Source organism: Thalassospira sp. (assembly GCF_040218635.1).
Lineage (GTDB): Bacteria > Pseudomonadota > Alphaproteobacteria > Rhodospirillales > Thalassospiraceae > Thalassospira.
On sequence record NZ_JAVJRB010000005.1, the window covers coordinates 348,939 to 372,664 of the forward strand.

Consider the following 23,726-nt stretch of genomic DNA (forward strand, 5'->3'; position numbering starts at 1 on the left):
TGAAATGCAATACACGCCTGTATAATCGGGCGATTACGACAGATTAAAACGGCTTTGCGATCACCATAAAGACGATCACGACCATCAAAACAGCCGGTACTTCATTGATAATACGATAGAATTTCTGTGATTTTGTATTTGCATCCGCTTCGAACTGGCGGCGGCAGCGTGCCAGAACCATATGGATGGCCGTCATCAAAACCACGCATAGAAGCTTCACATGGAACCAACCTTGGGACATCGCATCGATTTCGTGGATCAGGTAGCCACCAAAAATCCATGACGCAATCATCGCCGGGTTCATAATCGCCCGCAAAAGCCGACGTTCCATGATTTTGAACTTCTCGCTGGCTTCGGAGCCCGGTTGAACTTCGCAGTGATAAACATAAAGTCTGGGCAAATAGAGAAGACCTGCCATCCAGGCAATCACGCTGATGACATGCAGGGATTTGATAATGCTGTATGTATCCATCTCTCTCTTCTCTGATTTGGCAGTTGTTATATGTCGGGCTGTGATCTGCGGGATCGTCCGAACCATAACAACAATCAAGCCGGTCCCGAAGCGGTAACCGGCCTGATATCATTGATAAATTGACTTATGCCCCGCCGGGTTGCTTGGCAACCGCACAGGAATGTTCATCCGGACACCACCAGCCGCGGGTTTCAACCGTGTAATCATCCGACCCGTTTTGGTCGAGCTCGCTTTGGGTTTGTTTTACAACCGAAACAAGTCCGTTGATGAATTTCGGATGAGAACAAACCGTGCGGACCCGCTCATAAATCGGGACATTCTTTTCGTGGGCCAGTTCGCCATATTCGATATCAAGTTCAACCAGCGTTTCGGAATGCTCCGTGACAAAAGCAATCGGCACAATGACAAGGCCAACGCCTTCTTTGCCGGCCCGTTCAATCTCGGTTTCGGTCGATGGCCCAATCCATTCCATCGGACCGACCCGGCTTTGATAGCAAACCTTCCAGTCCAGACCTTCAATCGCAAGCTTCTCAACCACAGCGGCAGAAGTTTTTTCAATCTGTGACTGATAAGGATCTCCGCGCTTGGTGATCACGGCCTTTGGCACGCCATGGGCTGAAAACAACAGACGCGGTGCCGCAATGCCAAGATCCTTGGCCTTGGCCACCGCCGTTTCATAACCTGTACGGATCATTTCGGCCGAGGCATCAATAAAGCCCGGATTGGTCGGATAGCAACAGGCCGTCTTGATCGGCGCAGTTAAGCCCACTTTATGGCAGGCGCGTTTCCAATCCTTGACCGATGATCCGCTGGTGGTGGTGGAAAACTGCGGATAAAGCGGCAGCAGAATCTGTTCGTCCGCACCCCAAGCCTTGACCAATTCTGCGGTCTCATCGGCAAACGGTTTCCAATAGCGCATGGCGATGAAGCAACGGTTTTCATACCCGTCATCCTCGGAATTCAGCGCTGCCTGCAGGGCATCTGCCTGATCCTGAGTAAGTTCCAAAAGCGGTGATTTACCGCCGATATGGGCATAGATTTCCTGGGCAACCGGCGCACGACGGCGTGAAATCAGCTTTGCCAACAAATAGCGAAACGGATTGGGCAGGCTGATAATTGCCGGATCATTGAACAGATTGAACAAAAACGGTTCAACCGCTTCTGGACTGTCCGGCCCCCCCAGATTGAAAAGAACAATGGCGCGTTTCTTACGCGTAGTCTCGGACATTTGGCTATCCTTCATGGCGTTTTGACCAGTTCCCGACAAACTGGAAATCGTAATGGATAAACCCGTCCGCTCCGGGCCTATATTGGGTAAAGACGGCCGAAGCGCAACGGATTTAAGCCATTATACGCATTGAATTTTCCAATCGATTTGATTGATTTCAAAAATCACTGCTGATTCCTGATAAATTTCACCAGCTTATCGACATTCTCCGGCGGTGTTTCCGGGGTGATGCCATGGCCAAGGTTAAAGATGAACGGTCCTTTGCCTAGCGTATCAAGAATGCGTTTGGTTTCTTCAAACATCGCATCCCCACCGGTAATCAGCAGCATCGGATCAAGATTGCCCTGAACCGCACCCAGTTTCTGAAGATTTTCAGCCACCCAGTCGAGCTTGACACCGCTATCGATCCCAATCGCGGTCACACCGGTTTTGGTTTTAAAATCAATCAGATGAAGACCTGCCCCACGCGGGAAGCCAATAATCGGCAAATCAGGATGAACTTCACGTAAATTGGCAACGATCTGCTTGGTCGGTTCGATCACCCAGCGGTTAAAGCCGGTTTCAGACAACACACCGCCCCAGGTTTCAAACAGCTGAATGCATTCTGCACCTGCTTCAACCTGTTTAAGCAGATATTGCGTCGTCGCTTCGACAACAATGTCGATCAATTTGCCAAAGCCAACCGGATCGCCATAGGCAAAGCGACGGATATTGGCAAAATCCTTACTGCCCTTGCCTTCGACCATATAGGTCGCCACAGTCCACGGACCCCCTGCGAACCCGATGAGTGCTGTATGGCTTGGAATCGCACTGGAGAGCTTTGAAACAGTCTCGTAGATGGGTCCAAGCGTGTCATGGATGCCATCAACGGATAATTTGCCAAGGCCTGAAGCATCGCGGATGGCCTCAAGCTGTGGGCCTTCACCCTGCTTGAAGGCCAAATGCTGTCCAAGTGCCCGCGGTATAACCAGGATATCGGAGAACAGAATTGCCGCATCGAAGTCATAGCGCCGGAGCGGCTGCAACGTAACTTCGCAGGCAAGATCGGGATTATAGCAAAGATCAAGAAATGATCCTGCCTCGCTACGGGTTGCGCGGTATTCTGGCAGATATCGACCTGCTTGGCGCATCAACCAGATTGGCGGGACGGGAAGTGTTTCGCCAGCAAGGGCGCGCAAGAAAGTCTTTTTGGTGTTGGGCATCTGGTTTCCTGTTCGTCTTTCCCGATCAATTTTTATCTGGTTCCGGGCTCTGACCCTAAAGACCAGAACCAATTTTGTATTTTCGTGAATTTTGTCCTGTGGCCTTGGCCGGGACGTTTTCCACGTTCTGCCTAACAAAACCTTATTTAATAAAAAAGGATGTTGTTTGTAGGTGGATACCTGTGGATAACAGGGATTAAATTTAACGCACAGTTTATTCACATTTCGACTCGGGAAAAATGACTCATCTCAAGCCAATTTGGGGAAAACTGTGCACGACTCCGAACGACTCCCAGACTCTGCCTTGGGATAAGGGCGTTTTGAATAACGGGGATAACGTGAATAAGGCTGGTTTTTGCAGTCTTATCCCTGCTATTACGGGAAAAAATAAACACTTATCCTGCTCGGGACAGACGTCTTGAGAAAGTTTGTATGACGTGGAGGATAATTCCTGTGGAAAACATTGGGCCGGAGTCGCACCCGTTATCCACAATTGTCCACAGGGCCGACTCCGGATTGGTAACTCCGGGTTGAGCTAATATACCTTATCCATGTGGCTAGTGATCGAAATATCGAACACCTAAAATAATAAGTACAAAAATCGCTTGGGCAGCAAAAAGTGGATAACTGAACCCTTGCATCGGCAAAAATCGCCAAAAGACGGATTGGGTCATGGTTGAAACAGATAAAATTTTCCATCTTCATCTGGTTTCCGATTCAACCGGCGAAACCGTTGACGGGGTCGCACGTGCCTGTATTGCCCAATTCCCCGATGTGCGTGCCCATGAACATGTCTGGTCCCTGATCCGGACCGATGCGCAATTGGCCCGTGTTTTGGCCGATATTGAACGCAATCCGGGGATTGTTCTTTACACCGTGTTTGACAGCGATATTCGCCGCAAACTCGAAGAAGGCTGCCGCAGACTTCAGATTCCGCATAGCCATGTGTTGGACAACACCGTCACCATGATGGCCGGCTATTTGGGTCAGCAATCACGCGGCCGAACCGGCGCACTTCATAAAATGGATGAAGAATATTTCAGCCGGATCGAGGCGATTGATTACACGCTTTCCCATGATGACGGCCAATCTGGCTGGGATCTGGAAGAAGCCGACATCGTGATTGTCGGGGTGTCGCGGACATCAAAAACGCCAACCTCGGTCTATCTTGCCAATCGCGGCATCAAGACCGCCAACATTCCCTTTGTGCCGGGATGCCCGTTACCGCCGGAACTTGATCAGCTTAAAAAGCCGTTGATCGTTGGCCTGATCAAGGATGTTGATCAATTGGTCTCCATCCGTAAAAACCGCCTGCGTCAGATCGAACGCGGCGAAGGCGGTGATTACGTTGATCCGGTCGCGGTACGTGATGAAGTGCATCAGGCACGGCGCTATTTTACCGATCGCGGATGGAAGATCATTAATGTCACCCGCCGATCGATTGAAGAAACGGCGGCCATGATTTTGGCCACCATGTATGACCGTCGTGGTCACTAACAGGATATTTAACGAATGACCCACCGGCTTATTCTGGCTTCAAGCAGCAAAGCACGTCACACCATGCTGAAAAATGCAGGCGTTGAATGCGAAGCCGTTGCTTCGATGATTGACGAAGATGGCTATAAACAATCGATGAAGGCCGAAGGTGCCAATGCCGCCGAAGCCGCCGAAACGCTTGCGGAAATGAAGGCGCTCCGGATGTATCGTCAGCGACCGGACGCGATTGTTATTGCCGCTGATCAGATGCTGGAATGCAATGGCATCTGGTTTGATAAGCCGGTTGACCGTGATCATACCCGCGCCCAGCTTTTGGCGCTGCGCGGTAAAACCCATCAACTGGTGTCGGCGGCTGTTATATATAAAGAGGGCTCGCGCATTTGGGGGACGATTGATACCGCCCATCTGACCATGCGCAATTTCACCGAAGAATGGCTTGATGAATATCTTGATGCCGCCGGCGAAGAGATTTTTCATTGTGTCGGCGGATATCAGCTTGAAGGCATTGGCGCACAGCTGTTTACCGAAGTCCGCGGTGACTATTTTACTGTTCTTGGATTGCCGCTGTTGCCATTGATTGGCTTTTTGCGTGATCACGGTGTGCTAAAAGCATAATGAAAATAATAAACTGATCCGATCTTCAGGCAGGAAATAGCACAACATGACCCCCCGCAATCCGTATCGCACCCTTTCTGGAACCTCGCGCCTGGCCGGTGTTATGGGCTGGCCGGTTTCGCATTCAAAATCGCCGCGCTTGCACGGATATTGGTTGGCGAAATACGGGATTGATGGCTGTTACATGCCGTTGCCGGTTGAACCGGAAAACTTTCAAGCTGCGTTGATTTCCTTGCGAAATCTGGGTTTTTCCGGGGTCAATGTCACCATTCCGCAAAAAGAAATGGCGATGCCCGAATGTGATGAATTGTCCGACCGCGCACGCAGAATTGGCGCGGTCAATACCGTCACATTTGCTAAAGATGGCCGGATGTTGGGAGATAATACTGACGGTTTCGGGTTTATGGAAAACCTGCGTCAGGAAGCCCCGAACGCGGCATTTTGTTCCGGTCCGGCTGTGGTGCTTGGCGCTGGTGGGGCATCACGGGCGGTTTTGATTGCCCTTCTTGATGAAGGCAGTCCGCAAATTCGGATCGCCAATCGCACCCGTAAACGCGCCGAAGATTTGGCTAAAGAAATCAATGATCCCCGGATCAAAGTGGTGGACTGGCCGTTGGCGCCAGAAACCCTTTGCGATGTGTCCTTGGTGGTCAATACGACAAGCCTTGGCATGGTCGGGCAGCCCAAGCTGGAAATCGATCTTGATGGTTTGCCAACATCGGCCTTGGTGACCGATATCGTTTATGCGCCTCTTATGACCGATCTTTTGGTGCAGGCCAAAGTGCGTGGCAATCCGGTTGTCGATGGATTGGGCATGTTGCTGCATCAGGCGCGGCCGGGGTTTCATCGCTGGTTCGGGATTGACCCGGAAGTCACCCAGGAACTGCGCGATTTTGTTCTTTCACCGGATTAAGCACCCAAGGACGATCTGACTATGGTGATTATGGGGTTGACCGGATCCATCGGAATGGGGAAATCCACCGCGGCCAAGATGTTTAAACATCTTGGGGTTCCGGTTCATGATGCCGATGCCAGCAGCCATGTTTTAATGGCACCGGGTGGATTGGCGTTTGATCCGATTGCCAAGGCCTTTCCCGATGTCATCATCAAGGGCCGGATTGATCGGCAGGCTTTGGGCCAAAAGGTTTTTGCCAATCCTGTACTTTTGAAAAAGCTTGAGTCTATTTTGCATCCCTTGATCCGGGCCGCAGAAATTCGCTTTTTACGAAGCCAGCAAAGGTTGGGTCGTAAATTGGTGGTGCTTGATATCCCGCTTTTATATGAAACCGGCGGCGAAAAACGCTGTGATATCGTCGCGGTTGTGTCAGCTCCGGCATTTGTTCAACGCCAACGTGTTCTTGCGCGAGAAGGGATGACGGATGACAAATTTTCCGCCATTCTGTCCAAACAGATGCCTGATATTGAAAAGCGTCGACGTGCCGATTTTGTCATCCCGACAGGGCTGGGACGGGCTGTAACTTTTCAATATATTCAGGGTATTGTTAACCAACTAAGCTGATCATCGGACCCTGATATATGCGTGAGATTGTCCTCGATACTGAAACGACTGGTCTTGATCCCTATTCCGATCACCGTCTGGTGGAAATTGGCTGTATCGAACTCATCAATCACATGCCGACCGGTCGGCAGTACCATCAATATATCAATCCGCAACGCCCAATGCCGATCGAGGCCTTTAATGTTCACGGCCTTGGCGATGATTTTTTGAAAGACCAGCCGGTCTTTGCCGAAGTTGCGGATGATTTTCTCGAATTCATTGGCGATGATTCGATATTGGTCATTCACAATGCTGCATTTGATATGAAGTTCCTGAATGCGGAACTTGAATGGCTTGATAAGCCGCGCATTGCCATGGATCGTGCCCTTGATACGGTTCAGATGGCGCGCAAAAAATTCCCCGGATCGCCGGTTAGCCTTGATGCGCTGTGTCGCCGGTTCAAGATTGATAACTCCAACCGGACACTTCACGGCGCCCTGCTTGACTCCGATCTTTTGGCACTGGTGTATCTGGAACTTCTTGGCGGTCGGCAGCATGGTTTATCCCTTGATCCGAATGCGCAAAATGCGGATGGCGGCGGGGATATCAAGCGGGTTCTGGGGCCGAAATCAAACCGGCTGGAACCACGCCCGCATGTGATCAGTGATGCGGAACTTGCCGCCCATCAGGCCTATATCGAAACCAAGGTCAAAGAGGCGCTCTGGCTTAAGAAGAACGAGGCCTGAGATGCCAAAACGGGATTGGCAAATATTCCGTTTTCCCAAGGCGAACTACTCTAAGTTCGCCATGTCATCGATCTTCGCGGCATTCCTTCTTATTGTTCTAAGTCCAGTAACTGCGCCCGTTCTTGCCCAGGAAAGCGATGATTTCGGTTATCAATCCGCGGCGCAGGCGCCGTTTGGCGGACGTTATTTTATTCATTTGTCTGAAAACGCCCGTGTTCGATCATCGGGCCGGCCGGAACCGGGATATTTCGACAATCTTGTGATCAAGCTGTTTAGCAAAGCAGAATTGCAAACCGAGATCGTTGCGCAAGTGCCCTGGAAGCGTGCAATGGAGCTGGGGGCTCGGGAATCGGGCCATGTGATTTATCCTGCGACACGATCAGAAAACCGCGAAGATCAATTTAAATGGGTCGGGCCGGTAAGCCGGGCAATTTGGAACCTTTATGGATTTTCCAATAAGGGTTGGTCGGAGATGAGCTTTGAAAATCTCCTTGCCGAAGCCCGCATTGGAACATTGATGGGGTCCGCCCGCGAAGCCTATCTGCGTCAACGCGGTGCGCAATATATTGTTGCCGTTCCCCGTGAAGAACTTTTGCTTCCGATGATGTTGGCCGATCGCGTCGATCTGATTGCGATTGGCGGCAATATTCTGCGCCATTATATCGATGCCGCCAAAGATCAGGACGGGAACCAGGGCGTTCCTGATATCGATGGGGCAGTGCCCTATCGCAGTTGTTATTTGTATATCGCGGTCAGTGGCGATGTTCCCGATGAAGATATTTCCCGCCTGCAGACTGTGCTTGATGGCTTTAAAACCAACGGGTTTTTTGTGAAGAACCGCGCCGCACATGGTCTTTCAACAAATGTTGAGGGCTCTTTCCTAAGCGCGATGCTGAACCTTGATAATAACGGGGTCAGTTGCGTCGATCTTGACGGGATCGGTCCGTAAAATCGTCCGAATGTGAATTTGGATGTTCTTGGTCTGGACCTGAATACCCAAAATTGGTATTACCAATTGTAGAATATATTGGCCAAACGGATTCCCGCACCTCCAACCCGTCCGTACATGGCCAAAAGCCCCGAGAGAGGATACGCCATGACGCCTTCCAAACCGCGCGTTGGTCTTTTTATTACCTGCTTGGTCGATATGTTCCGTCCGACCGTCGGGTTTTCAGCTGTAAAGCTGCTTGAAGAAGCAGGATGCGACGTTGATGTTCCGATGGATCAGACCTGTTGCGGGCAACCGGCGTTTAATTCCGGTGATAATGCATCTGCCCGCAAGGTCGCCCGGCCCCTGATCGATATGTTTGCCGATTATGATTATGTCGTTGCGCCAAGCGGGTCTTGTGCGGGCATGATCAAAAAGCATTTCCCGGAACTGTTTGCCGATGATCCGGCGATGGCGGACAAGGTTCAGGCGTTATCTGACAAAACCTGGGAACTGGTATCCTTCCTGACAGATGTCATGAAAGTCGATGCGGTCCCGGCTCGGTTTGAAGGCAAGGTAACCTATCACGACAGTTGTTCGGGCCTTCGCGAACTGGGTGTCAAAGAACAGCCGCGAAAATTGTTAAATTCCATCAAGGGACTTGAGATTTCTGAGCTGACCGAACCGGAAACCTGTTGTGGATTTGGCGGAACGTTCTGCGTCAAATATCCGGAAATCTCGGGCAAAATGGTTGGGGATAAAACCCGCGATATCACCCAGACCGGGGCAAAAACGCTTTTGGCCGGGGATCTTGGCTGTCTGATGAACATGGCCGGGAAACTTGCACGTGAAGGATCAAATGTAGAAGTCCGCCATGTTGCAGAAGTCTTGGCTGACATGACCATGGCGGCACCGTCAATCGCTGGTTCGGCTGCGAACAAGGATGGGGCGGACATGTCATGAATGTATCCACATCGCCAAAATTCAAAGAAAACGTGCATGGCGCGCTTCGTGATGAAAGCCTGCAGCGCGCCCTTGGCCGATTGAAATCCGGTTTTCAGATTAATCGGACCAATGCCGTATTGCGCATGCCGGAATTTGAGGCCCTGCGCGATCAGGCCCGTGACATTAAAAACCACACGCTTGAAAATCTTGACCATTACCTTCTGAAATTCGAAGAAAACGTCAAGGCCAATGGCGGTCATGTGCATTGGTGTGCCGACGCGGCAGAAGCCCGCGAAGTGGTTGCCAAAATCTGCCGCGACAAGGACGCCAAATCGGTCCTGAAGGGCAAGTCGATGATTTCCGAGGAAATCGGCCTGAACGACTTCCTTGAAAAACAGGACCTTAAGGTCGTCGAGACAGATCTTGGTGAATATATCATTCAGCTGCGCAACGAGCCGCCAAGTCACATCATCGCCCCGGCGCTCCATGTTCACAAAGAACAAGTGGCAGACAGTTTCCGCGAAACCCATAAGGGCCGCGACCCCAACAGATCACTGGTTGAACCGCGCGAATTGCTTGATGAAGCCCGCGAGATCATGCGCGAGCATTTCTTTGCCGCCGATATCGGGATTACAGGGGCGAACTTCCTGATTGCCGAAACCGGTTCGTCGGTCATTGTCACCAATGAAGGCAATGGCGATCTGACCCAGACTTTGTCACGGGTCCATATTGCAATTGCCAGTCTGGAAAAGGTGGTCCCGACCCTTGAAGATGCGACAAGCATTCTGCGGGTTCTGGCCCGTTCCGCAACAGGTCAGGAAATGTCATCTTACACGACATTTTCGACCGGACCGCGTCGGTCAGATGATCTCGACGGGCCTGAAGAATATCACGTGATCCTGCTTGATAATGGTCGTTCCAACATGTTGGGCACCGAATTTCAGGATATGCTGCGCTGTATTCGCTGTGCGGCCTGTATGAACCATTGCCCGGTTTACGGGGCGGTGGGGGGACATGCTTATGGTTGGGTTTATCCTGGTCCGATGGGCTCGGTTTTGTCGCCATCTCTGATTGGTGTCGATGAAGCGGGGCATCTTCCCAACGCGTCTACCTTCTGCGGAAAATGCGAAGAAGTCTGCCCGATGCGCATTCCGTTGCCCAAAATGATGCGGCATTGGCGCGAACGGGAGTTTGAAAAACACCTAAGCCCGGCCTCATTCCGTTACGGTATCAAAACATGGGCGTTTTTTGCATCGAAACCAAAGCTTTACGGCGCACTTACCGGCATCGCATCAAGGGTCTTAAGCAAGATGTCAGGCGGCAAGGGACGCATTGCCAAATTGCCACTGGCTGGTGGTTGGACAGACATGCGTGACTTCCCGGCACCCGAAGGCAAAACCTTCAAGCAGCTTTGGACTGAAAAACAATCGGCCAAAGGAGGTTCGAAATGAGCACGTCATCAAATAGAACCTCCCGCGATGCGATTTTGGGGCGGATTCGCAAAAGTCTTGGCCGGGCAGCCGGTGAAGCAGCCCCCTTGGCGGTGACTGAACGTCTGGCATCACCCAAAGCAAATCCGGTTGTGCCGATGCGCGCCCAACTTGCCCATTATCAACAGGTTGAACTGTTTGAGAAGATGGCAACAAGTGTCAGTGCCACGGTCAGTATGGTTGTCAGTGATGGGGATATTCCGCGCGAAGTTGCCCGTTTTCTGGCCGATCATAATTTGCCGGCACGGGTTAAAACATCGCCCGATGCTGCAGTTTCCGGGCTTCCCTGGAGCGATACAGCACTTGAAGTCAGCATCGGAATTGCCGGTGCCGATGATGCGGTTTCGGTTACACCAAGTTTTGCCGGGGTGGCGGAAACCGGAAGTTTGATGTTAAGAAGCGGGGCAAGCACGCCTTATACCCTTAACATGCTTCCAGATACGCATATTGCCGTCCTTCGGGTCAGCGATATCGTCGGGACATATGAAGAAGTATGGGCGCGGTTGCGCGAAAAGGAAGGACACGGCAATATGCCGCGAACATTCCTATGGGTGACCGGGCCTTCGCGAACGGGTGATATCGAACAGACGATACAGCTTGGCGCACATGGTCCGCGCCGACTGCATATCGTTCTGGTGGATGACACAAAAGAAAACAAATAAGCGACGCCGTACCGTCAATGAGGATGAAAAGGCCCTTTGGGAGGTTTTCACCCGTGACGTCAAACCTTTGCGCAATAAAAGGCGCAAGGGTGGCGATGCCATGTTTGTGCCTGAAGACGAAGACACCCACACCAGCGACACGGCGATTTCATGGCCTGATAAATTGTCGGAAAACATTGAACGCGCAGAAGAAAGCCGTGCGGCACGTAATTTACCCTCGGCGCGCAATGCGGATCGCGGACCACAGATCAAAAACCGCAGTCTTGAAGAACTTAAACCCGGTGTAACAGACGGGATTGACCGGTCGACCGCCACCAAGTTCCAAAAAGGCAAAATGTCGATTGATGGGCGCATTGATTTGCACGGCATGACGCAAGATGTCGCGCATAATGCGTTAAATGCCTTTATCGAAGACAGTTGGCGTGCCGGAAAACGCTGCGTTCTGGTGATTACCGGTAAGGGATCGCGCGCCGATGAATATGGCCGTACGGGGCTTTTGCGATCGCGCACCCCGCAATGGTTAAGTGCACCCCGCCTGCGCACCCGGATTCTTGCCATTCATCAGGCCCAGATTCAGCACGGTGGTGCCGGGGCCTTTTATGTTTTGTTGAAACGGAGACGCCCGTGACACCTTTTGGCAATCGCATCAGGGAATTACGGGCCCGCAACGACGTGACGCTGACCGATATGGCAACGGCGTTGCAATTGTCTCCGGCTTATTTGTCCGCCCTTGAACATGGGCATCGCGGGCGGCCAAGCCCCGGCTTGGTGCAACAGATTTGCGGGTTTTTTAATCTGGTTTGGGATGAAGTTGACGATATCAAACGGTTGGCACAGCTTTCTCATCCGAAAATCACCGTTGATACCGCCGGGCTTGAGCCCGAAGCAACCGAATTGGCCAATCTTTTATCTGAACGGATTGCCGGTTTAAGTGATGATCAGCTTTCGCGCATGCTCGAAATCATCAGAGAACGCCATGCCTAGGCTGGGGATAGGGCAGGGATATTCGAACGGCTGTGCAAACTTAAGCAAGTTTACTGTTTCAGGGCGGGGTTTTGACAAGTTTTATGACCCTGGAACCACAAGTTGGTTACAGGATCGTGTTTTTTGTGCACCAGAGGCAACAAAATAGCGACATTACGTGAATCACGGTTTGACTATTGTCAGTATCGAGGGTATCAATCGGATGTGTTTCGATCCAGAAACATGAAAATGCCCTGCCTTTATGCAACTACAAGGTTTTGAACTGTCCGCACGCCCCAGCAATTTGCCTGAGTGCCTTGCCTGACGGTCAACCGCACCTTCTATCCTATCCCATTCAAAAATTCGCCCTTCCGGCAACCACAGATCATTAAACGCACATATGCATCTTCAAGACCTTAAAAAGAAATCTCCGACCGAGCTGCTTGCTCTGTCTGATGAGCTTGAAATCGAAAATGCCAGCACGCTCCGCAAACAGGAGTTGATGTTCGCCATTCTCAAACAGTTGGCCGAGAACGACCACGCCATTTTTGGTCTGGGCGTTCTTGAAGTGCTGCCGGATGGCTTTGGCTTTTTGCGTAGTCCCGAGGCAAACTATCTTGCCGGACCGGACGACATTTATGTTTCCCCAAGTCAGGTGCGCCGCTTTAGCTTGCGCACCGGTGACACGGTGGAAGGCCAGATCCGCTCGCCGAAGGAAGGTGAACGGTATTTCGCGCTGCTCAAAGTCGACAAAGTCAACTTTGATGCGCCGGAAAAGGTCCGCCAGCGCGTTAACTTCGATAACCTGACCCCGCTTTACCCTGACGAGCCGCTTAAGATGGAGCGGAATGTCGATCAGGAAGGCAATAAGGACACCACCAATCGGGTGATTGAACTTGTTGCCCCGCTTGGTAAGGGTCAGCGTGCTTTGATCGTCGCACCGCCGCGGACGGGTAAAACCGTGATGCTGCAAAATATTGCGCACGCGATCGAGGAAAACCACCCGGAAGCCTATCTGATCGTTCTTCTGATTGATGAACGCCCGGAAGAAGTGACTGACATGGACCGTTCGGTCAAAGGCGAGGTGATTAGCTCGACCTTTGATGAACCGGCACAGCGTCACGTTCAGGTGACCGAAATGGTGCTTGAAAAGGCCAAGCGCCTTGTCGAGCACAAGCATGACGTCGTTATTCTGCTGGATTCTATCACCCGTTTGGCCCGTGCCTATAACACGGTTGTTCCAAGTTCGGGCAAGGTGTTGACCGGTGGTGTTGATGCCAACGCGCTGCAGCGTCCAAAGCGTTTCTTTGGTGCGGCACGTAACATCGAAGAAGGTGGTTCTTTGACCATCATCGCAACCGCCCTGATCGATACCGGCTCGCGCATGGACGAGGTCATCTTTGAAGAATTCAAAGGGACCGGTAACTCCGAGCTTATCCTGGATCGCAAACTGTCTGACAAACGTATCTTCCCGTCGATTGATATCCTTAAATCGGGTACCCGTAAGGAAGAACTGCTTGTCGACAAGTCAGTCCTGTCAAAAATGTGGGTTCTGCGCCGTATCCTCAACCCGATGGGGCCACAGGACGCGATGGAATTCCTTTTGGGCAAGCTCAAAACGACCAAGAGCAACGACGACTTCTTCGATTCAATGAATGGATAACCAGAACCCGGCGGATTTCGCCGGTTTTGGGAAATAGTCTGATGAATTACGGGGCCTTTCGGGGCCCCGTTTTTTATTGTCTGATGAATATGAAAACCCGTATTTATATCAGTCAGTTAGTATTATTATCCCAGCCGATAGGGGATGAAAGCTTGAATCGGGTGAAAAGCCGTGTGACTCTGATGGTCTTCATTCACTACCGTTTTGCGCTCAATGCAGCTTTTACTTAAATCCTTTGATTTTGCCGCCCGTGCACATCGTGATCAGCGCCGCAAGGGACCAGCCGAGGAACCCTATATCAATCATCCGATTGAGGTTTCCCGACTGATTGTCGAATGCGAACCGCAAACGCACGAAGACATTCTATGTGCGGCTGTTCTGCATGACGTGATCGAGGATTGTGGTGCGACGCGCGATGAAATTGCTGCCTGCTTTAACGACGTCGTTGCCGATATCGTTCAGGAAGTCAGCGATGACAAAGGTTTGCCACGCGACGAGCGCAAGGCAAAACAGGTCGAACGTGCCCCGAACCTTACCGCTGCCGCCAAACTTGTGCGTTTGGCCGATAAGGTTGCCAATGTTGGTGCGATGCTGACCGACACCCCGATCGGCTGGGATGAAGAACAAATTCTGGCCTATGTCGATTGGGCTGAGGCCGTCGTCGCCCCCTGCCGCGAAGTCAGCGACGGGCTGTCAGATCGCTTTGATGCGATTGCACGCGATGTGCGCGCTTTCCACGAAGACCAAAAAGCAGAGGCAGGGGGTTAACCCTGCCTCATCTTCAAAAATATATGTAATATCAACGCAATAGCGTGCGCGATATTTAGACCGTAAAGACAATCGATCCGTTTGTTTTGCGGCCTTCAAGATCGTCATGCGCCTTTTGGGCATCCGCCAGTGGATAGGTCGCGGTGATATCGATCTTGACCGCACCTGATTTCAACACATCAAACAGATCATTTGCGGTGGCCAGAAGTTCTTCGCGGGTAGCAGTATAGTGGAAGATGCTCGGCCGGGTCAGGAAATAGGCACCCGGTGCCAGCTGGGCCAGCGCGACGGGCGGGACCGGACCGGATGACTGGCCGAAACTGACCATCATGCCCAGACGTTTGAGGCATTTGAGTGAGTCATCAAAGGTGTCTTTACCAACAGAATCATAAACAACTTCAACGCCTTGGCCGCCGGTGATTTCTTTTACGCGTCCCGAGACCACCTCGTCACGATAGAGGATCGGGTAATCGCAGCCCTTGGCCTTGGCGATTTCGGCTTTTTCCTTGGAGCCAACTGTTCCGATAACGGTAGCACCGAGATGTTTGGCCCACTGACAGACAATCTGGCCAACACCACCCGCCGCAGCATGGATCAGGATGGTGTCGCCTTTTTTGACGTTATAGGTCCGACGCAAAAGATATTGCGCGGTCATGCCCTGCAACATTGCAGCTGCAGCAAGCTCAAAACTGACATCGTCAGGGATTTTCACCAGACCCTTGGCCGGCATCACGCGGGCTTCGGCATAGGCACCAAGCGGCTGTGCGGCATAGGCGACACGATCGCCAACGGCCAAGTCCGTAACCCCGGCACCAATCGCCTCAATCACGCCAGCCCCTTCAAGGCCAAGACCCGATGGCAGGGACGGGGCGGGATATGCGCCGGAGCGGAAATAAATATCGATATAGTTCAGGCCAACGGCCTTCTGCGCAAGGCGGACTTCACCTTCGCCCGGTGCGCCAACCTCGACATCTTCAAAGCGCAGCACGTCGCTGCCGCCGGTTTCATGAAAGCGGAATGCTTTGGTCATCTAAGACCTCCCGTAATTTGTTCGCGTTCTGTGAACGTCTGTTGCGTCAATGGCAGGAGTGTAGGTTAGAACTTGGTGTTTTGCAGCAGGGGATTACGCCGAACTGTTGTGCAGTGATGCAGACGACAACAGGCTCGGGTCAGACGACAGAAAATGTCGGTGGCTTCTTGCGGGCTCCTGACAAATCCTGTCATGAGCTTCTGCTAAGCTTCTTTGCAAAGGTTTTTGCTCTTGATGGGCATCATCAATGCGTTGTCGGGTATAATTTGGTCTTTTAACGGGGAGTTTTATGATGTCTGTGATCAGTCACATCACATTGGGAACAAACGATAAATCGCGTTCTAAAGCCTTTTATGACGCCGCTCTGGGGGCCATCGGCTTCAAACGCGTGCCAAAGCCCGCTGAGAAGCCTCTGGCGTATGACCGTGATGGGCAAATGCCGACCATTTATATCTATACGCCCGAGGATGGCCGCCCCGCCACATGGGGCAATGGCACCCATGTCGCCTTTACCGCCGACACCCGCCAACAGGTCGATGCCTTTCACGCCGCCGCCATGCACAATGGCGGGATGGACGAAGGCCAACCGGGACTGCGCCGCCATTACGGCCCGAACTACTACGCGGCCTACGTTCGTGATCCCGATGGCAATAAATTACAGGCGGTCTGTTACGCCAGCGGTGACACTGTATAAAGCAGGGCATCTGCGCAACGATTAGGCGGAACCGGATTAAAGATCAAAACTGCCCTGATCATAGCCAAGCGGAAGGTCGACACCTTCGATCTTCAAGAGTGCCCGCTTGGTTTCAAGCCCGCCATGGCCGGAATAGCCACCGGGTTTGTCACCCGATGCCAGAACGCGGTGGCAGGGAATAATGATCGGGATCGGGTTCAGGCCGCAGGCGGTTCCGACAGACTGGAAAGCCTTGGGCGATCCGGCGGCAGTGGCAAGCTCCTTATAGGTTGCGGTTTGCCCTGCCGGGATCTTGCACATGGCGTCCCAGACCGCCTTTTGAAAATCCGTACCATCGGGTGCCAAAGGAAGGTCAAAGCGGCTCAGCGTGTGGGAAAAATAGGCGTTAAGCTGTTTTTTTGCCTCTTCCAACACCGGGCTTGGCTCCATCTCGTCAACAAAGCCCCAATCAAGTGCAACGATTTGATCATCGAACTCGAAAATTGTCAGAGCTCCAATTGGGCTGTTGATCGAAATTTGCGGCATGTTGGGATCTTTCCGAACGATGATGTGGGGTGGCGTTACAATATTTCTGCTTTATGCCGCCTTGGCGGGCAGATCGGCAAGCAATTTGGCAAGGTCATCTGGTGTCGTGACCGGGGCGGAACATACCGGGCCCTGACAGACATAGGCGGTTTCCTTGCCATCAAGTGCGGTTTTGCCATGGGCCGGGTGACCGTCGGGCAGGGGGTCACCGCTTGATAGAATGGTGATCGCCCGGTTGGGCAGATATGCCGCAAAGATCGCCCGACGCATTTCAAGATAGTTTTGGCTGCGGTCTTTGGCGATCAAAACGACCTGCACCGGGTTTTGCAGCATTTCCGCAGCCAATAGCAGGCCGGGCATATTGGGGAATTGTTCTTCAAGCCGTCCGCCAAAGGCTGCGATGGTGATTTCCGCCCGATCCCGATATTTGGTATCGCCGGTCAGGGCATAAAGCTTTGCCAGGTTCTGGGCCATGATTGCATTCCCCGACGGCACCGCATTGTCCATATGGGGTTTTTGGCGGACAATCAGATCACTGGCATCCGATGCCGATTGGAAATAGCCGCCTTTTGTATCGGCAAACAGGGTTTCAGCGGTTTCCGACCATGCAATGGCCTCGCGCAGATAGGCATCCTCGCCAAAACATTCAAACAGGCGCAATGCCGCCCGGATCATGTGGGCGTAGTCTTCTAACATGCCGGCATGCTGGGCCTTGCCATCGCGGTAGCTGTGCAGGAACCGGTCACCATCCATCAGCGTGCTGGTGACGAAATTATAGGCCAGCTTGGCGTAATCAAGCCAATCTGCGCGTTTAAACGTCATGGCGGCTTCCGCAAAGGCGGCGATCGTCATGGCATTCCAGTCGGTCAAGGCCTTGTCATCCCAACCCGGGCGAATGCGGTGGGCCCGTTGGGTCAGCAAAATTGCGCGAAGCTTTGCCAGTTTTTCCTCGGTCGCGTCATCTGTAAGGCCAAGACCCGATGCCGTGCGGTTCAGGATATTGTTGCCTTCCCAGTTCCCTGTGGCTGAGACGTCATAGAATTTCTTGAACAGATCCGTATCATCGCCCAGAAGATCGTCAATTTCGGCTTCGGACCAGACATAGAACTTGCCTTCGACGCCTTCGCTGTCGGCATCAAGGCTTGCGGTGAAGGCGCCTCCGGAAATGCGCATTTCGCGCAATATCCAGGTGATGGTCTCTTCAACCCGTTTGGCATAAAGCGGGTTGGGATCAACGCGCCAGACATCACACAAAACATCAATCAGCTGGGCATTGTCATAGAGCATCTTTTCGAAATGCGGGACGAGCCATTGGTCATCAACCGCATATCGGGCAAAGCCGCCGCCAAGATGATCGTAAATCCCGCCCTGACACATGCGATCAAGGCTGTGTTTGACGATGCGTTGCAGATCATTGTCGTTGGTTCGCACACCTGTGCGCCACAACAGCGCCAGCAAGCTGGGTTGCGGGAACTTTGGTGCACCGGACGTGCCGCCATTTTCGCCATCCATGATTTGCAGGCTGCCGTGACCACACCGATCAATCATATCAAGGCTTGGAACAGAACCGGTTGCAGCACTGTTCATTTTAATCAGGGCATTTGAAATCTGCGTGACGTTATGGCGCACGTCATCAGGCTTTTCAGCATAGATTTTCGCAACGGTTTTAAGAACATCATCAAAACCCGGTCGGCCGTAGCGCGCGGTTTTCGGGAAATATGTCCCGCCCCAGAACGGTTCCCCATCAGGGGTCAAAAACATGGTCAGCGGCCAGCCGCCCTGTTGGCCGAGAAGGGCAAGGGCATTTTGATAAAGCGCGTCCAAATCCGGACGTTCTTCACGGTCGAGCTTGATATTGATGAACAGATCATTCATCAGCCCGGCCATGGCGTCGTCTTCGAAGCTTTCATGGGCCATGACGTGGCACCAGTGGCACGCAGCATACCCGACCGAAAGCAGGATCGGCTTGTTGGCGGCCTTGGCGTCTGCCAGCACCTCTGTGCTCCAGGGCTGCCAGTGCACCGGGTTGTCGCGGTGCTGCAGGAGATAGGGGCTGGTTTCTGATCCAAGATTGTTGCGTGCGCGTTCCATGTCACTTCCTTGCTGCCCGTTAGGCGGTGAAGCCTGAGCGGCTTTATTGTTTTGGGTGGGCGAATTACACGATCAATGCGGACCCTGATCCTGTAAAAATGTATGGCGCCCAGAATGTTTGACGGACTCTAAGGGTAACGCCATCATCCATAAAGGCAAATGGCTGTAATTATTTGTCGCAAAATCGTGATATTGCCGGGTTATGGGCCAATATGGTGCTTTAAACCGTTATTGTGATTGAGATGCCCGCAGGCGTCGTCATAATGAACCGGCCAAACAGATAGAAGAACAGAAAAGAAAGCAGGAGATCAGGGCGATGAAAGTAACCGTGAACGTCGAATGCACCCCGGAAGAGGCGCGTACCTTCTTTGGTCTACCTGATGTTCAGCCGATGCAGCAGGCAATGATGAAAGAGGTTGAAGATCGGATGAAAGCCAATCTTTCGGCGATGGACCCGGAAACCATGATCAATACCTGGATGCCCCAAGGCATTCAGAATTGGGAACAGTTGCAAAAAGCGTTCTGGGGCCAGTTCAATGGCGCCAATGGCGGTCCCAAAGGCGACAAGGACTGAATTCGTGAGTGACCATTACTATCAGGCACATGTATTTGTTTGCCAGAATGAACGCCCAAGCGGCCATGAGCGGGGCTGTTGCCAGTCCAAGGGTGCGACCAAGCTTCGCAATTATATGAAGATACGGGCCAAGGAACTTGGGCTGCCGATGACCCGGATTAACACCGCAGGATGCCTTGATCGGTGTGAGTTGGGCCCGGTGATGGTGGTCTATCCCGAAGGGACCTGGTATCGCTATGAAACGATGGAAGACATCGACACCATCCTGACCGATCATTTGCTCGGCGGGCAGGTGGTTAAAAGATTACAGCTTTCCCCCGATCAGGGATGATGTGAACGGTCCCGAAAATGGGGCCGTTTTCAGTTTTGGACGAAGCTGCATGTTGACCTTTGGGTCGGTCTGAACGATATCGACAGCACAGAATTTCATTATTGCCAGACCGCGGGACTACCTTGGTCTACCACCACAAGAATGACGGACGAAACATGATTGCAAGCCGAGAAACCATCTTTGCCCTGTCATCCGGGGCCGGGCGTGCGGGGGTCGCCGTTATTCGCTTATCCGGGCCGTTATCGGGGCCAACGATCTGTGCGCTTTTGGGCCGGGGTGACGTGCCCAAGCCGCGCCATGCGGTCTATGCGCCGATCCGTGATCCGCAATCGGGTGAACGGCTTGATGATGCGGTGGCGATCTATTTCAAGGGTCCGGCAAGCTTTACCGGCGAAGACGTGGTAGAACTGCATGTCCATGGTGGGCGGGCAGTGATTGAAGGCGTTCTGGATTGCCTGTCGCGCCAGGACGGTTTGCGGGTCGCTGATCCCGGTGAATATACCCGCCGCGCGTTTGAGAACGGCAAGATGGACCTGACCTCGGCCGAAGGTATTGCCGATCTGATTGATGCGGAAACGGCGGCTCAGCGCCGTCAGGCCGTGCGGCAGATGGCCGGTGAACTGGGAACGCTTTACGAAGGCTGGCGGGCGCGTCTGATGAAGGCATTGGCCCATATCGAAGCCGATATTGATTTCCCGGACGAAGATTTACCTGATGGCATTGTCCCGGTCGTACGCGGTGATTTGATTGCCGTGAATGAGGACGTTAAACGCCATCTCGCCGATAACCGCCGCGGCGAACGCCTGCGTGAAGGGTTCCAGATTGTTATTCTCGGTGCGCCCAATGCCGGTAAATCCAGCTTGCTGAACCGTCTGGCCCAGCGCGATGCCGCGATTGTGTCCGAGATCGCCGGGACTACGCGCGATATGATTGAAGTGCATCTTGATCTTGGCGGTTTTCCGGTAACCATGGTCGATACTGCGGGCCTGCGCGAAAGCGTTGATGCCATCGAATCCGAAGGTGTCCGCCGGGCCACGGAACGGGCCGAGAATGCCGATCTTCGTTTGGTAGTGATTGACCGGGAAGATTGGCCAAATATTGATCCCGAAGCCGCGCGGGTGATTAATGCCAATACCCTTATCCTGATCAACAAGGTCGATGAAGACGATGGGACGGCGATCCCCAAAGTCTGGCAGGGCGCTTCGGTTGAAGGACATCGTCTTGAGCTTCCCGTTTTGACCATATCGGCCATGACAGGACGCGGGATCGAAACACTCTTGCAACTGCTGGAGACTCGCGTAAAAGAAGGGCTCGATTTTGCAGGGCCCGTGCCCCTGACGCGCATCAGGCACCGGCGGGCACTTGAAAGTGCCAGCGACCATCTGGATCGCGGAGTGCAGACTGATATCGCTGAACTCGCTGCCGAGGATGTACGCCTTGCAGTGCGCGAAATTGGCAAGATTACCGGACGTGTCGATGTGGAAGATTTGCTCGATATTATCTTCGGGGACTTCTGTATCGGCAAATAAGATCAGGGACTGTTCCCTAGAAATGTTTCACGTGAAACATTGGTCCATGAATGGACTGAATAAGCCTATTCGAACCAGACAAGGTTCAAACCCGTCAGATGTGCTGATAGGGGATTGAGTGAGGAATTCGATGTCACAGAATGTGTCGCAAAGTCGTTTTGATGTGATTGTTGTTGGCGGTGGACATGCTGGCTGCGAAGCCGCGGCTGCTGCTGCACGCATGGGGGCGCAAACAGCACTCGTCACACATCGGGCAGATCGCATTGGTGAAATGTCCTGTAACCCGGCCATCGGTGGTTTGGGCAAAGGACATATGGTTCGCGAAGTTGATGCGCTTGACGGTGTCATGGGCCGCGCAATTGACCGGGCCGGCATTCAGTTCCGTATGCTTAACCGTTCCAAGGGACCGGCTGTTCGCGGACCGCGTGCGCAAGCTGATCGTAAGCTTTACCGCGAAGCCGTTCAGGACATTCTGGCCCATCAGGAAAACCTCACAATTCTTGAGGGCGCTGTTGAAGACCTGATCATTGATGAGAACAATCGGGTTGCAGGTGTGATCACCGGCGATGGCACAGAATATCGTGCCGGTGCGGTGGTGCTGACCACAGGGACATTCCTGCGTGGGCTTATTCATATTGGTGAAAAGACCACGCCAGCCGGCCGTATTGGCGATGCGCCGGCTATGGGGCTTTCCGATACGCTTGAGAAATATGATTTCAAACTGGGTCGTTTGAAGACCGGCACACCGGCACGTCTCGATGGGCGGACCATTGATTGGTCCAGTCTTCAGGAGCAGCCGGGTGATACGCCACCTGAACCGTTTTCGTTCCTGACCAAGGAAATTACGGTTCCGCAGATCCCGTGTCATATGACCTGGACGACCGAAGCCACGCACGAAATCATTCGTGCCAACCTTCATCGTGCGCCGATGTATAGCGGCCAGATCACAAGCAGTGGTCCGCGCTATTGCCCTTCGATTGAAGACAAAGTCGTGCGCTTTGCCGAAAAGAATCAGCACCAGATCTTTTTGGAGCCAGAAGGCTTGGACGATCCGACGATCTATCCGAACGGTATTTCAACCTCTCTCCCCGAAGACGTGCAACTTGCCATGCTGGTCACCATTCCGGGTCTTGAGAAGGTCGAGATTTTCCGTCCGGGCTATGCGGTTGAATATGATTTTGTCGATCCGCGTGAGTTGCGCCATACGCTTGAAACCAAAAAGGTCGGGGCTTTATTCTTTGCCGGTCAGATCAATGGCACGACTGGCTATGAAGAAGCTGCCGGGCAGGGGCTTATTGCAGGTGTGAATGCTGCATTGGTCGCCGACGGCGGCGAACGCGAATTCATCCTTGATCGTGCAGATGCTTATATCGGTGTCATGATCGATGATCTGGTCACCCTTGGCACGCGCGAGCCTTATCGTATGTTTACCTCGCGTGCCGAGTACCGACTGATGATGCGGGCCGACAATGCCGATCAGCGTTTGACGGATCGTGGTCTTGAGATTGGCTGCATCGCATCAGACCGTGAACAGGTTTGGGGTGCAAAAAAAGCAGCCCTTCATACCGCCAAGGATCAGGTGTCCAATCTGGCCGAGACGCCAAATGCGTTGGCCAAATTTGGTATCAAGATCAATCAGGACGGTGTACGTCGTAGCGCTTATGACCTGCTGGCATATCCTGACATTGATTTTTCGACCATCGTAAAAGTCTGGCCGCAGCTGGCAAGCCTTGATCCGGCGATCAAGGAACAGGTGGCGATTGATGCCCAGTATAAAGGCTATCTTGATCGTCAGGCTGCTGATGTTGCGGCCTTCCGTCGCGACGAAGAATTGCGTCTGCCACGCGATCTTGATTTCGATAAGGTCGGAAGCCTGTCGGTAGAAATCCGGCTTAAGCTTAAAGAAATCCAGCCGGAAACCATCGGCGCGGCATCGCGTATTCCCGGTGTCACCCCGGCGGCGGTGACGGCGTTACTGGGTCACATTAAAAGCCATAAGCATATGGCCAAGGGCCACGTCCGCAGCGCCTAACATTTGATACTCAATTTCGGCCATCTGGCCTTCATCAACCCGGTTGCTTGTGCAGCCGGGTTTTTTGATGTGGGTATGTGTTTAGTCAGGATGGGCGTTTCAATCGTATGGTCGAGATTCCGCCTCCCAGTAAAACGACCGATGTAGACGTCACCAAGTATGTGCTCCTGAGTAGGGGGAGGCTAAGGTTGTTTTTCTGGGTGTTTGAGTTGGCGTCATCGTTTCCGGAACAATGCGCTATGA

24 protein-coding genes are annotated in these 23,726 nt (G+C 52.7%); 18 read left to right on the plus strand and 6 right to left on the minus strand.

What is annotated here, in order from left to right; translation table 11 throughout:
- Nucleotides 1-43 precede the first annotated feature (43 nt).
- The 3 genes from hemJ to hemE form a co-directional block, all read right to left on the minus strand.
- The gene (gene hemJ, locus RIC05_RS05175; protein WP_350045065.1) at nucleotides 44-472 is read right to left on the minus strand and encodes a protoporphyrinogen oxidase HemJ; all 429 of its coding nucleotides are present in this window, start codon (nucleotides 470-472) and stop codon (nucleotides 44-46) included.
- A 124-nt stretch (nucleotides 473-596) separates the two neighbouring features.
- Entirely contained in the window at nucleotides 597-1,700 is a 1,104-nt protein-coding gene (gene hemH / locus RIC05_RS05180) for a ferrochelatase (RefSeq protein ID WP_350045064.1), read from the minus strand.
- A 164-nt stretch (nucleotides 1,701-1,864) separates the two neighbouring features.
- Entirely contained in the window at nucleotides 1,865-2,902 is a 1,038-nt protein-coding gene (hemE, locus tag RIC05_RS05185) for a uroporphyrinogen decarboxylase (protein WP_350045063.1), read from the minus strand.
- Nucleotides 2,903-3,574: 672 nt separating this feature from the next.
- Between hemE and RIC05_RS05190 the strand changes: the two genes are divergently transcribed.
- The 13 genes from RIC05_RS05190 (at nucleotide 3,575) to RIC05_RS05250 (ending at nucleotide 14,677) form a co-directional block, all read left to right on the plus strand.
- On the plus strand, nucleotides 3,575-4,399 hold the full coding sequence (locus tag RIC05_RS05190) for a pyruvate, water dikinase regulatory protein (RefSeq protein WP_350041067.1): 825 nt from the start codon (nucleotides 3,575-3,577) through the stop codon (nucleotides 4,397-4,399).
- Between the two features lie 15 nt (nucleotides 4,400-4,414).
- Complete coding sequence (locus RIC05_RS05195; protein WP_350041068.1) at nucleotides 4,415-5,014, plus strand: Maf family protein; 600 nt, start codon at nucleotides 4,415-4,417, stop codon at nucleotides 5,012-5,014.
- Between the two features lie 46 nt (nucleotides 5,015-5,060).
- Entirely contained in the window at nucleotides 5,061-5,927 is an 867-nt protein-coding gene (locus RIC05_RS05200; RefSeq protein ID WP_350045062.1) for a shikimate dehydrogenase, read from the plus strand.
- Between the two features lie 30 nt (nucleotides 5,928-5,957).
- Nucleotides 5,958-6,533: a dephospho-CoA kinase gene (gene coaE, locus RIC05_RS05205; RefSeq protein ID WP_502989541.1), complete on the plus strand. Its 576-nt coding sequence runs from the start codon at nucleotides 5,958-5,960 to the stop codon at nucleotides 6,531-6,533.
- A gap of 17 nt (nucleotides 6,534-6,550) precedes the next feature.
- Nucleotides 6,551-7,258 carry a DNA polymerase III subunit epsilon gene (gene dnaQ, locus RIC05_RS05210; RefSeq protein WP_350045060.1) on the plus strand — a complete coding sequence of 236 codons (708 nt, stop codon included), beginning with the start codon at nucleotides 6,551-6,553 and terminating at the stop codon, nucleotides 7,256-7,258.
- Nucleotide 7,259: 1 nt separating this feature from the next.
- On the plus strand, nucleotides 7,260-8,207 hold the full coding sequence (locus tag RIC05_RS05215; protein ID WP_350045059.1) for a transporter substrate-binding domain-containing protein: 948 nt from the start codon (nucleotides 7,260-7,262) through the stop codon (nucleotides 8,205-8,207).
- 147 nt (nucleotides 8,208-8,354) lie between these two features.
- Nucleotides 8,355-9,149, plus strand: a complete 795-nt coding sequence (locus tag RIC05_RS05220; RefSeq protein WP_350045058.1) for a (Fe-S)-binding protein — start codon at nucleotides 8,355-8,357, stop codon at nucleotides 9,147-9,149.
- A complete protein-coding gene (locus RIC05_RS05225) occupies nucleotides 9,146-10,582 on the plus strand; it encodes a LutB/LldF family L-lactate oxidation iron-sulfur protein (protein ID WP_350045057.1) in 1,437 nt (478 codons plus the stop codon). Before RIC05_RS05220 ends, RIC05_RS05225 begins: the two co-directional genes overlap by 4 nt.
- Complete coding sequence (locus RIC05_RS05230; RefSeq protein ID WP_350045056.1) at nucleotides 10,579-11,283, plus strand: LutC/YkgG family protein; 705 nt, start codon at nucleotides 10,579-10,581, stop codon at nucleotides 11,281-11,283. The genes RIC05_RS05225 and RIC05_RS05230 overlap by 4 nt, the downstream gene beginning before the upstream one ends.
- Entirely contained in the window at nucleotides 11,261-11,911 is a 651-nt protein-coding gene (locus RIC05_RS05235) for a Smr/MutS family protein (RefSeq protein ID WP_350045055.1), read from the plus strand. The genes RIC05_RS05230 and RIC05_RS05235 overlap by 23 nt, the downstream gene beginning before the upstream one ends.
- The gene (locus RIC05_RS05240; protein ID WP_350045054.1) at nucleotides 11,908-12,267 is read left to right on the plus strand and encodes a helix-turn-helix domain-containing protein; all 360 of its coding nucleotides are present in this window, start codon (nucleotides 11,908-11,910) and stop codon (nucleotides 12,265-12,267) included. Before RIC05_RS05235 ends, RIC05_RS05240 begins: the two co-directional genes overlap by 4 nt.
- Before the next feature lie 379 nt (nucleotides 12,268-12,646).
- A complete protein-coding gene (gene rho, locus RIC05_RS05245) occupies nucleotides 12,647-13,909 on the plus strand; it encodes a transcription termination factor Rho (protein ID WP_350041078.1) in 1,263 nt (420 codons plus the stop codon).
- 213 nt (nucleotides 13,910-14,122) lie between these two features.
- On the plus strand, nucleotides 14,123-14,677 hold the full coding sequence (locus tag RIC05_RS05250) for an HD domain-containing protein (RefSeq protein WP_350045053.1): 555 nt from the start codon (nucleotides 14,123-14,125) through the stop codon (nucleotides 14,675-14,677).
- Between the two features lie 55 nt (nucleotides 14,678-14,732).
- Here the strand turns inward: RIC05_RS05250 and RIC05_RS05255 are convergent, their stop codons facing one another.
- Nucleotides 14,733-15,707 (minus strand): quinone oxidoreductase family protein, encoded by a 975-nt coding sequence (locus RIC05_RS05255; RefSeq protein WP_350045052.1) that lies wholly within the window; start codon nucleotides 15,705-15,707, stop codon nucleotides 14,733-14,735.
- 292 nt (nucleotides 15,708-15,999) lie between these two features.
- On the opposite strand from RIC05_RS05255, the gene RIC05_RS05260 reads away from it, so the two are divergent.
- On the plus strand, nucleotides 16,000-16,401 hold the full coding sequence (locus RIC05_RS05260) for a VOC family protein (RefSeq protein ID WP_350059741.1): 402 nt from the start codon (nucleotides 16,000-16,002) through the stop codon (nucleotides 16,399-16,401).
- 36 nt (nucleotides 16,402-16,437) lie between these two features.
- On the opposite strand, the gene RIC05_RS05265 is transcribed toward RIC05_RS05260, so the two are convergent.
- Both RIC05_RS05265 and RIC05_RS05270 read right to left on the minus strand, forming a co-directional pair.
- Nucleotides 16,438-16,926 carry a methylated-DNA--[protein]-cysteine S-methyltransferase gene (locus RIC05_RS05265; protein ID WP_350045050.1) on the minus strand — a complete coding sequence of 163 codons (489 nt, stop codon included), beginning with the start codon at nucleotides 16,924-16,926 and terminating at the stop codon, nucleotides 16,438-16,440.
- Nucleotides 16,927-16,977: 51 nt separating this feature from the next.
- On the minus strand, nucleotides 16,978-19,017 hold the full coding sequence (locus RIC05_RS05270; protein WP_350045049.1) for a thioredoxin domain-containing protein: 2,040 nt from the start codon (nucleotides 19,015-19,017) through the stop codon (nucleotides 16,978-16,980).
- A gap of 316 nt (nucleotides 19,018-19,333) precedes the next feature.
- Here RIC05_RS05270 and RIC05_RS05275 point away from each other — a divergent pair, with 316 nt between their 5' ends.
- The 4 genes from RIC05_RS05275 (at nucleotide 19,334) to mnmG (ending at nucleotide 23,483) form a co-directional block, all read left to right on the plus strand.
- Nucleotides 19,334-19,591: a DUF6489 family protein gene (locus RIC05_RS05275; RefSeq protein ID WP_350041084.1), complete on the plus strand. Its 258-nt coding sequence runs from the start codon at nucleotides 19,334-19,336 to the stop codon at nucleotides 19,589-19,591.
- A 4-nt stretch (nucleotides 19,592-19,595) separates the two neighbouring features.
- Nucleotides 19,596-19,922 (plus strand): (2Fe-2S) ferredoxin domain-containing protein, encoded by a 327-nt coding sequence (locus tag RIC05_RS05280; RefSeq protein WP_350045048.1) that lies wholly within the window; start codon nucleotides 19,596-19,598, stop codon nucleotides 19,920-19,922.
- Nucleotides 19,923-20,077: 155 nt separating this feature from the next.
- Nucleotides 20,078-21,451, plus strand: a complete 1,374-nt coding sequence (mnmE, locus tag RIC05_RS05285) for a tRNA uridine-5-carboxymethylaminomethyl(34) synthesis GTPase MnmE (protein ID WP_350045047.1) — start codon at nucleotides 20,078-20,080, stop codon at nucleotides 21,449-21,451.
- 130 nt (nucleotides 21,452-21,581) lie between these two features.
- A complete protein-coding gene (gene mnmG, locus RIC05_RS05290) occupies nucleotides 21,582-23,483 on the plus strand; it encodes a tRNA uridine-5-carboxymethylaminomethyl(34) synthesis enzyme MnmG (protein WP_350045046.1) in 1,902 nt (633 codons plus the stop codon).
- The last annotated feature ends 243 nt before the right edge of the window (nucleotides 23,484-23,726 follow it).

Excerpts from the sequence above, each read along its gene's own strand:
- RIC05_RS05255 (WP_350045052.1), bottom strand. The coding sequence starts at position 15,707 with ATGACCAAAGCATTCCGCTTTCATGAAACCGGCGGCAGCGACGTGCTG.
- RIC05_RS05270 (WP_350045049.1), bottom strand. The coding sequence starts at position 19,017 with ATGGAACGCGCACGCAACAATCTTGGATCAGAAACCAGCCCCTATCTC.
- RIC05_RS05225 (WP_350045057.1), top strand. The coding sequence starts at position 9,146 with ATGAATGTATCCACATCGCCAAAATTCAAAGAAAACGTGCATGGCGCG.
- coaE (WP_502989541.1), top strand. The coding sequence starts at position 5,958 with ATGGGGTTGACCGGATCCATCGGAATGGGGAAATCCACCGCGGCCAAG.
- RIC05_RS05190 (WP_350041067.1), top strand. The coding sequence starts at position 3,575 with ATGGTTGAAACAGATAAAATTTTCCATCTTCATCTGGTTTCCGATTCA.
- RIC05_RS05260 (WP_350059741.1), top strand. The coding sequence starts at position 16,000 with ATGTCTGTGATCAGTCACATCACATTGGGAACAAACGATAAATCGCGT.
- hemH (WP_350045064.1), bottom strand. The coding sequence starts at position 1,700 with ATGTCCGAGACTACGCGTAAGAAACGCGCCATTGTTCTTTTCAATCTG.
- dnaQ (WP_350045060.1), top strand. The coding sequence starts at position 6,551 with ATGCGTGAGATTGTCCTCGATACTGAAACGACTGGTCTTGATCCCTAT.
- RIC05_RS05265 (WP_350045050.1), bottom strand. The coding sequence starts at position 16,926 with ATGCCGCAAATTTCGATCAACAGCCCAATTGGAGCTCTGACAATTTTC.
- RIC05_RS05195 (WP_350041068.1), top strand. The coding sequence starts at position 4,415 with ATGACCCACCGGCTTATTCTGGCTTCAAGCAGCAAAGCACGTCACACC.
- RIC05_RS05235 (WP_350045055.1), top strand. The coding sequence starts at position 11,261 with ATGACACAAAAGAAAACAAATAAGCGACGCCGTACCGTCAATGAGGAT.
- RIC05_RS05200 (WP_350045062.1), top strand. The coding sequence starts at position 5,061 with ATGACCCCCCGCAATCCGTATCGCACCCTTTCTGGAACCTCGCGCCTG.
- rho (WP_350041078.1), top strand. The coding sequence starts at position 12,647 with ATGCATCTTCAAGACCTTAAAAAGAAATCTCCGACCGAGCTGCTTGCT.
- RIC05_RS05230 (WP_350045056.1), top strand. The coding sequence starts at position 10,579 with ATGAGCACGTCATCAAATAGAACCTCCCGCGATGCGATTTTGGGGCGG.
- hemE (WP_350045063.1), bottom strand. The coding sequence starts at position 2,902 with ATGCCCAACACCAAAAAGACTTTCTTGCGCGCCCTTGCTGGCGAAACA.
- mnmG (WP_350045046.1), top strand. The coding sequence starts at position 21,582 with ATGTCACAGAATGTGTCGCAAAGTCGTTTTGATGTGATTGTTGTTGGC.
- mnmE (WP_350045047.1), top strand. The coding sequence starts at position 20,078 with ATGATTGCAAGCCGAGAAACCATCTTTGCCCTGTCATCCGGGGCCGGG.
- RIC05_RS05250 (WP_350045053.1), top strand. The coding sequence starts at position 14,123 with ATGCAGCTTTTACTTAAATCCTTTGATTTTGCCGCCCGTGCACATCGT.
- hemJ (WP_350045065.1), bottom strand. The coding sequence starts at position 472 with ATGGATACATACAGCATTATCAAATCCCTGCATGTCATCAGCGTGATT.
- RIC05_RS05215 (WP_350045059.1), top strand. The coding sequence starts at position 7,260 with ATGCCAAAACGGGATTGGCAAATATTCCGTTTTCCCAAGGCGAACTAC.
- RIC05_RS05220 (WP_350045058.1), top strand. The coding sequence starts at position 8,355 with ATGACGCCTTCCAAACCGCGCGTTGGTCTTTTTATTACCTGCTTGGTC.
- RIC05_RS05275 (WP_350041084.1), top strand. The coding sequence starts at position 19,334 with ATGAAAGTAACCGTGAACGTCGAATGCACCCCGGAAGAGGCGCGTACC.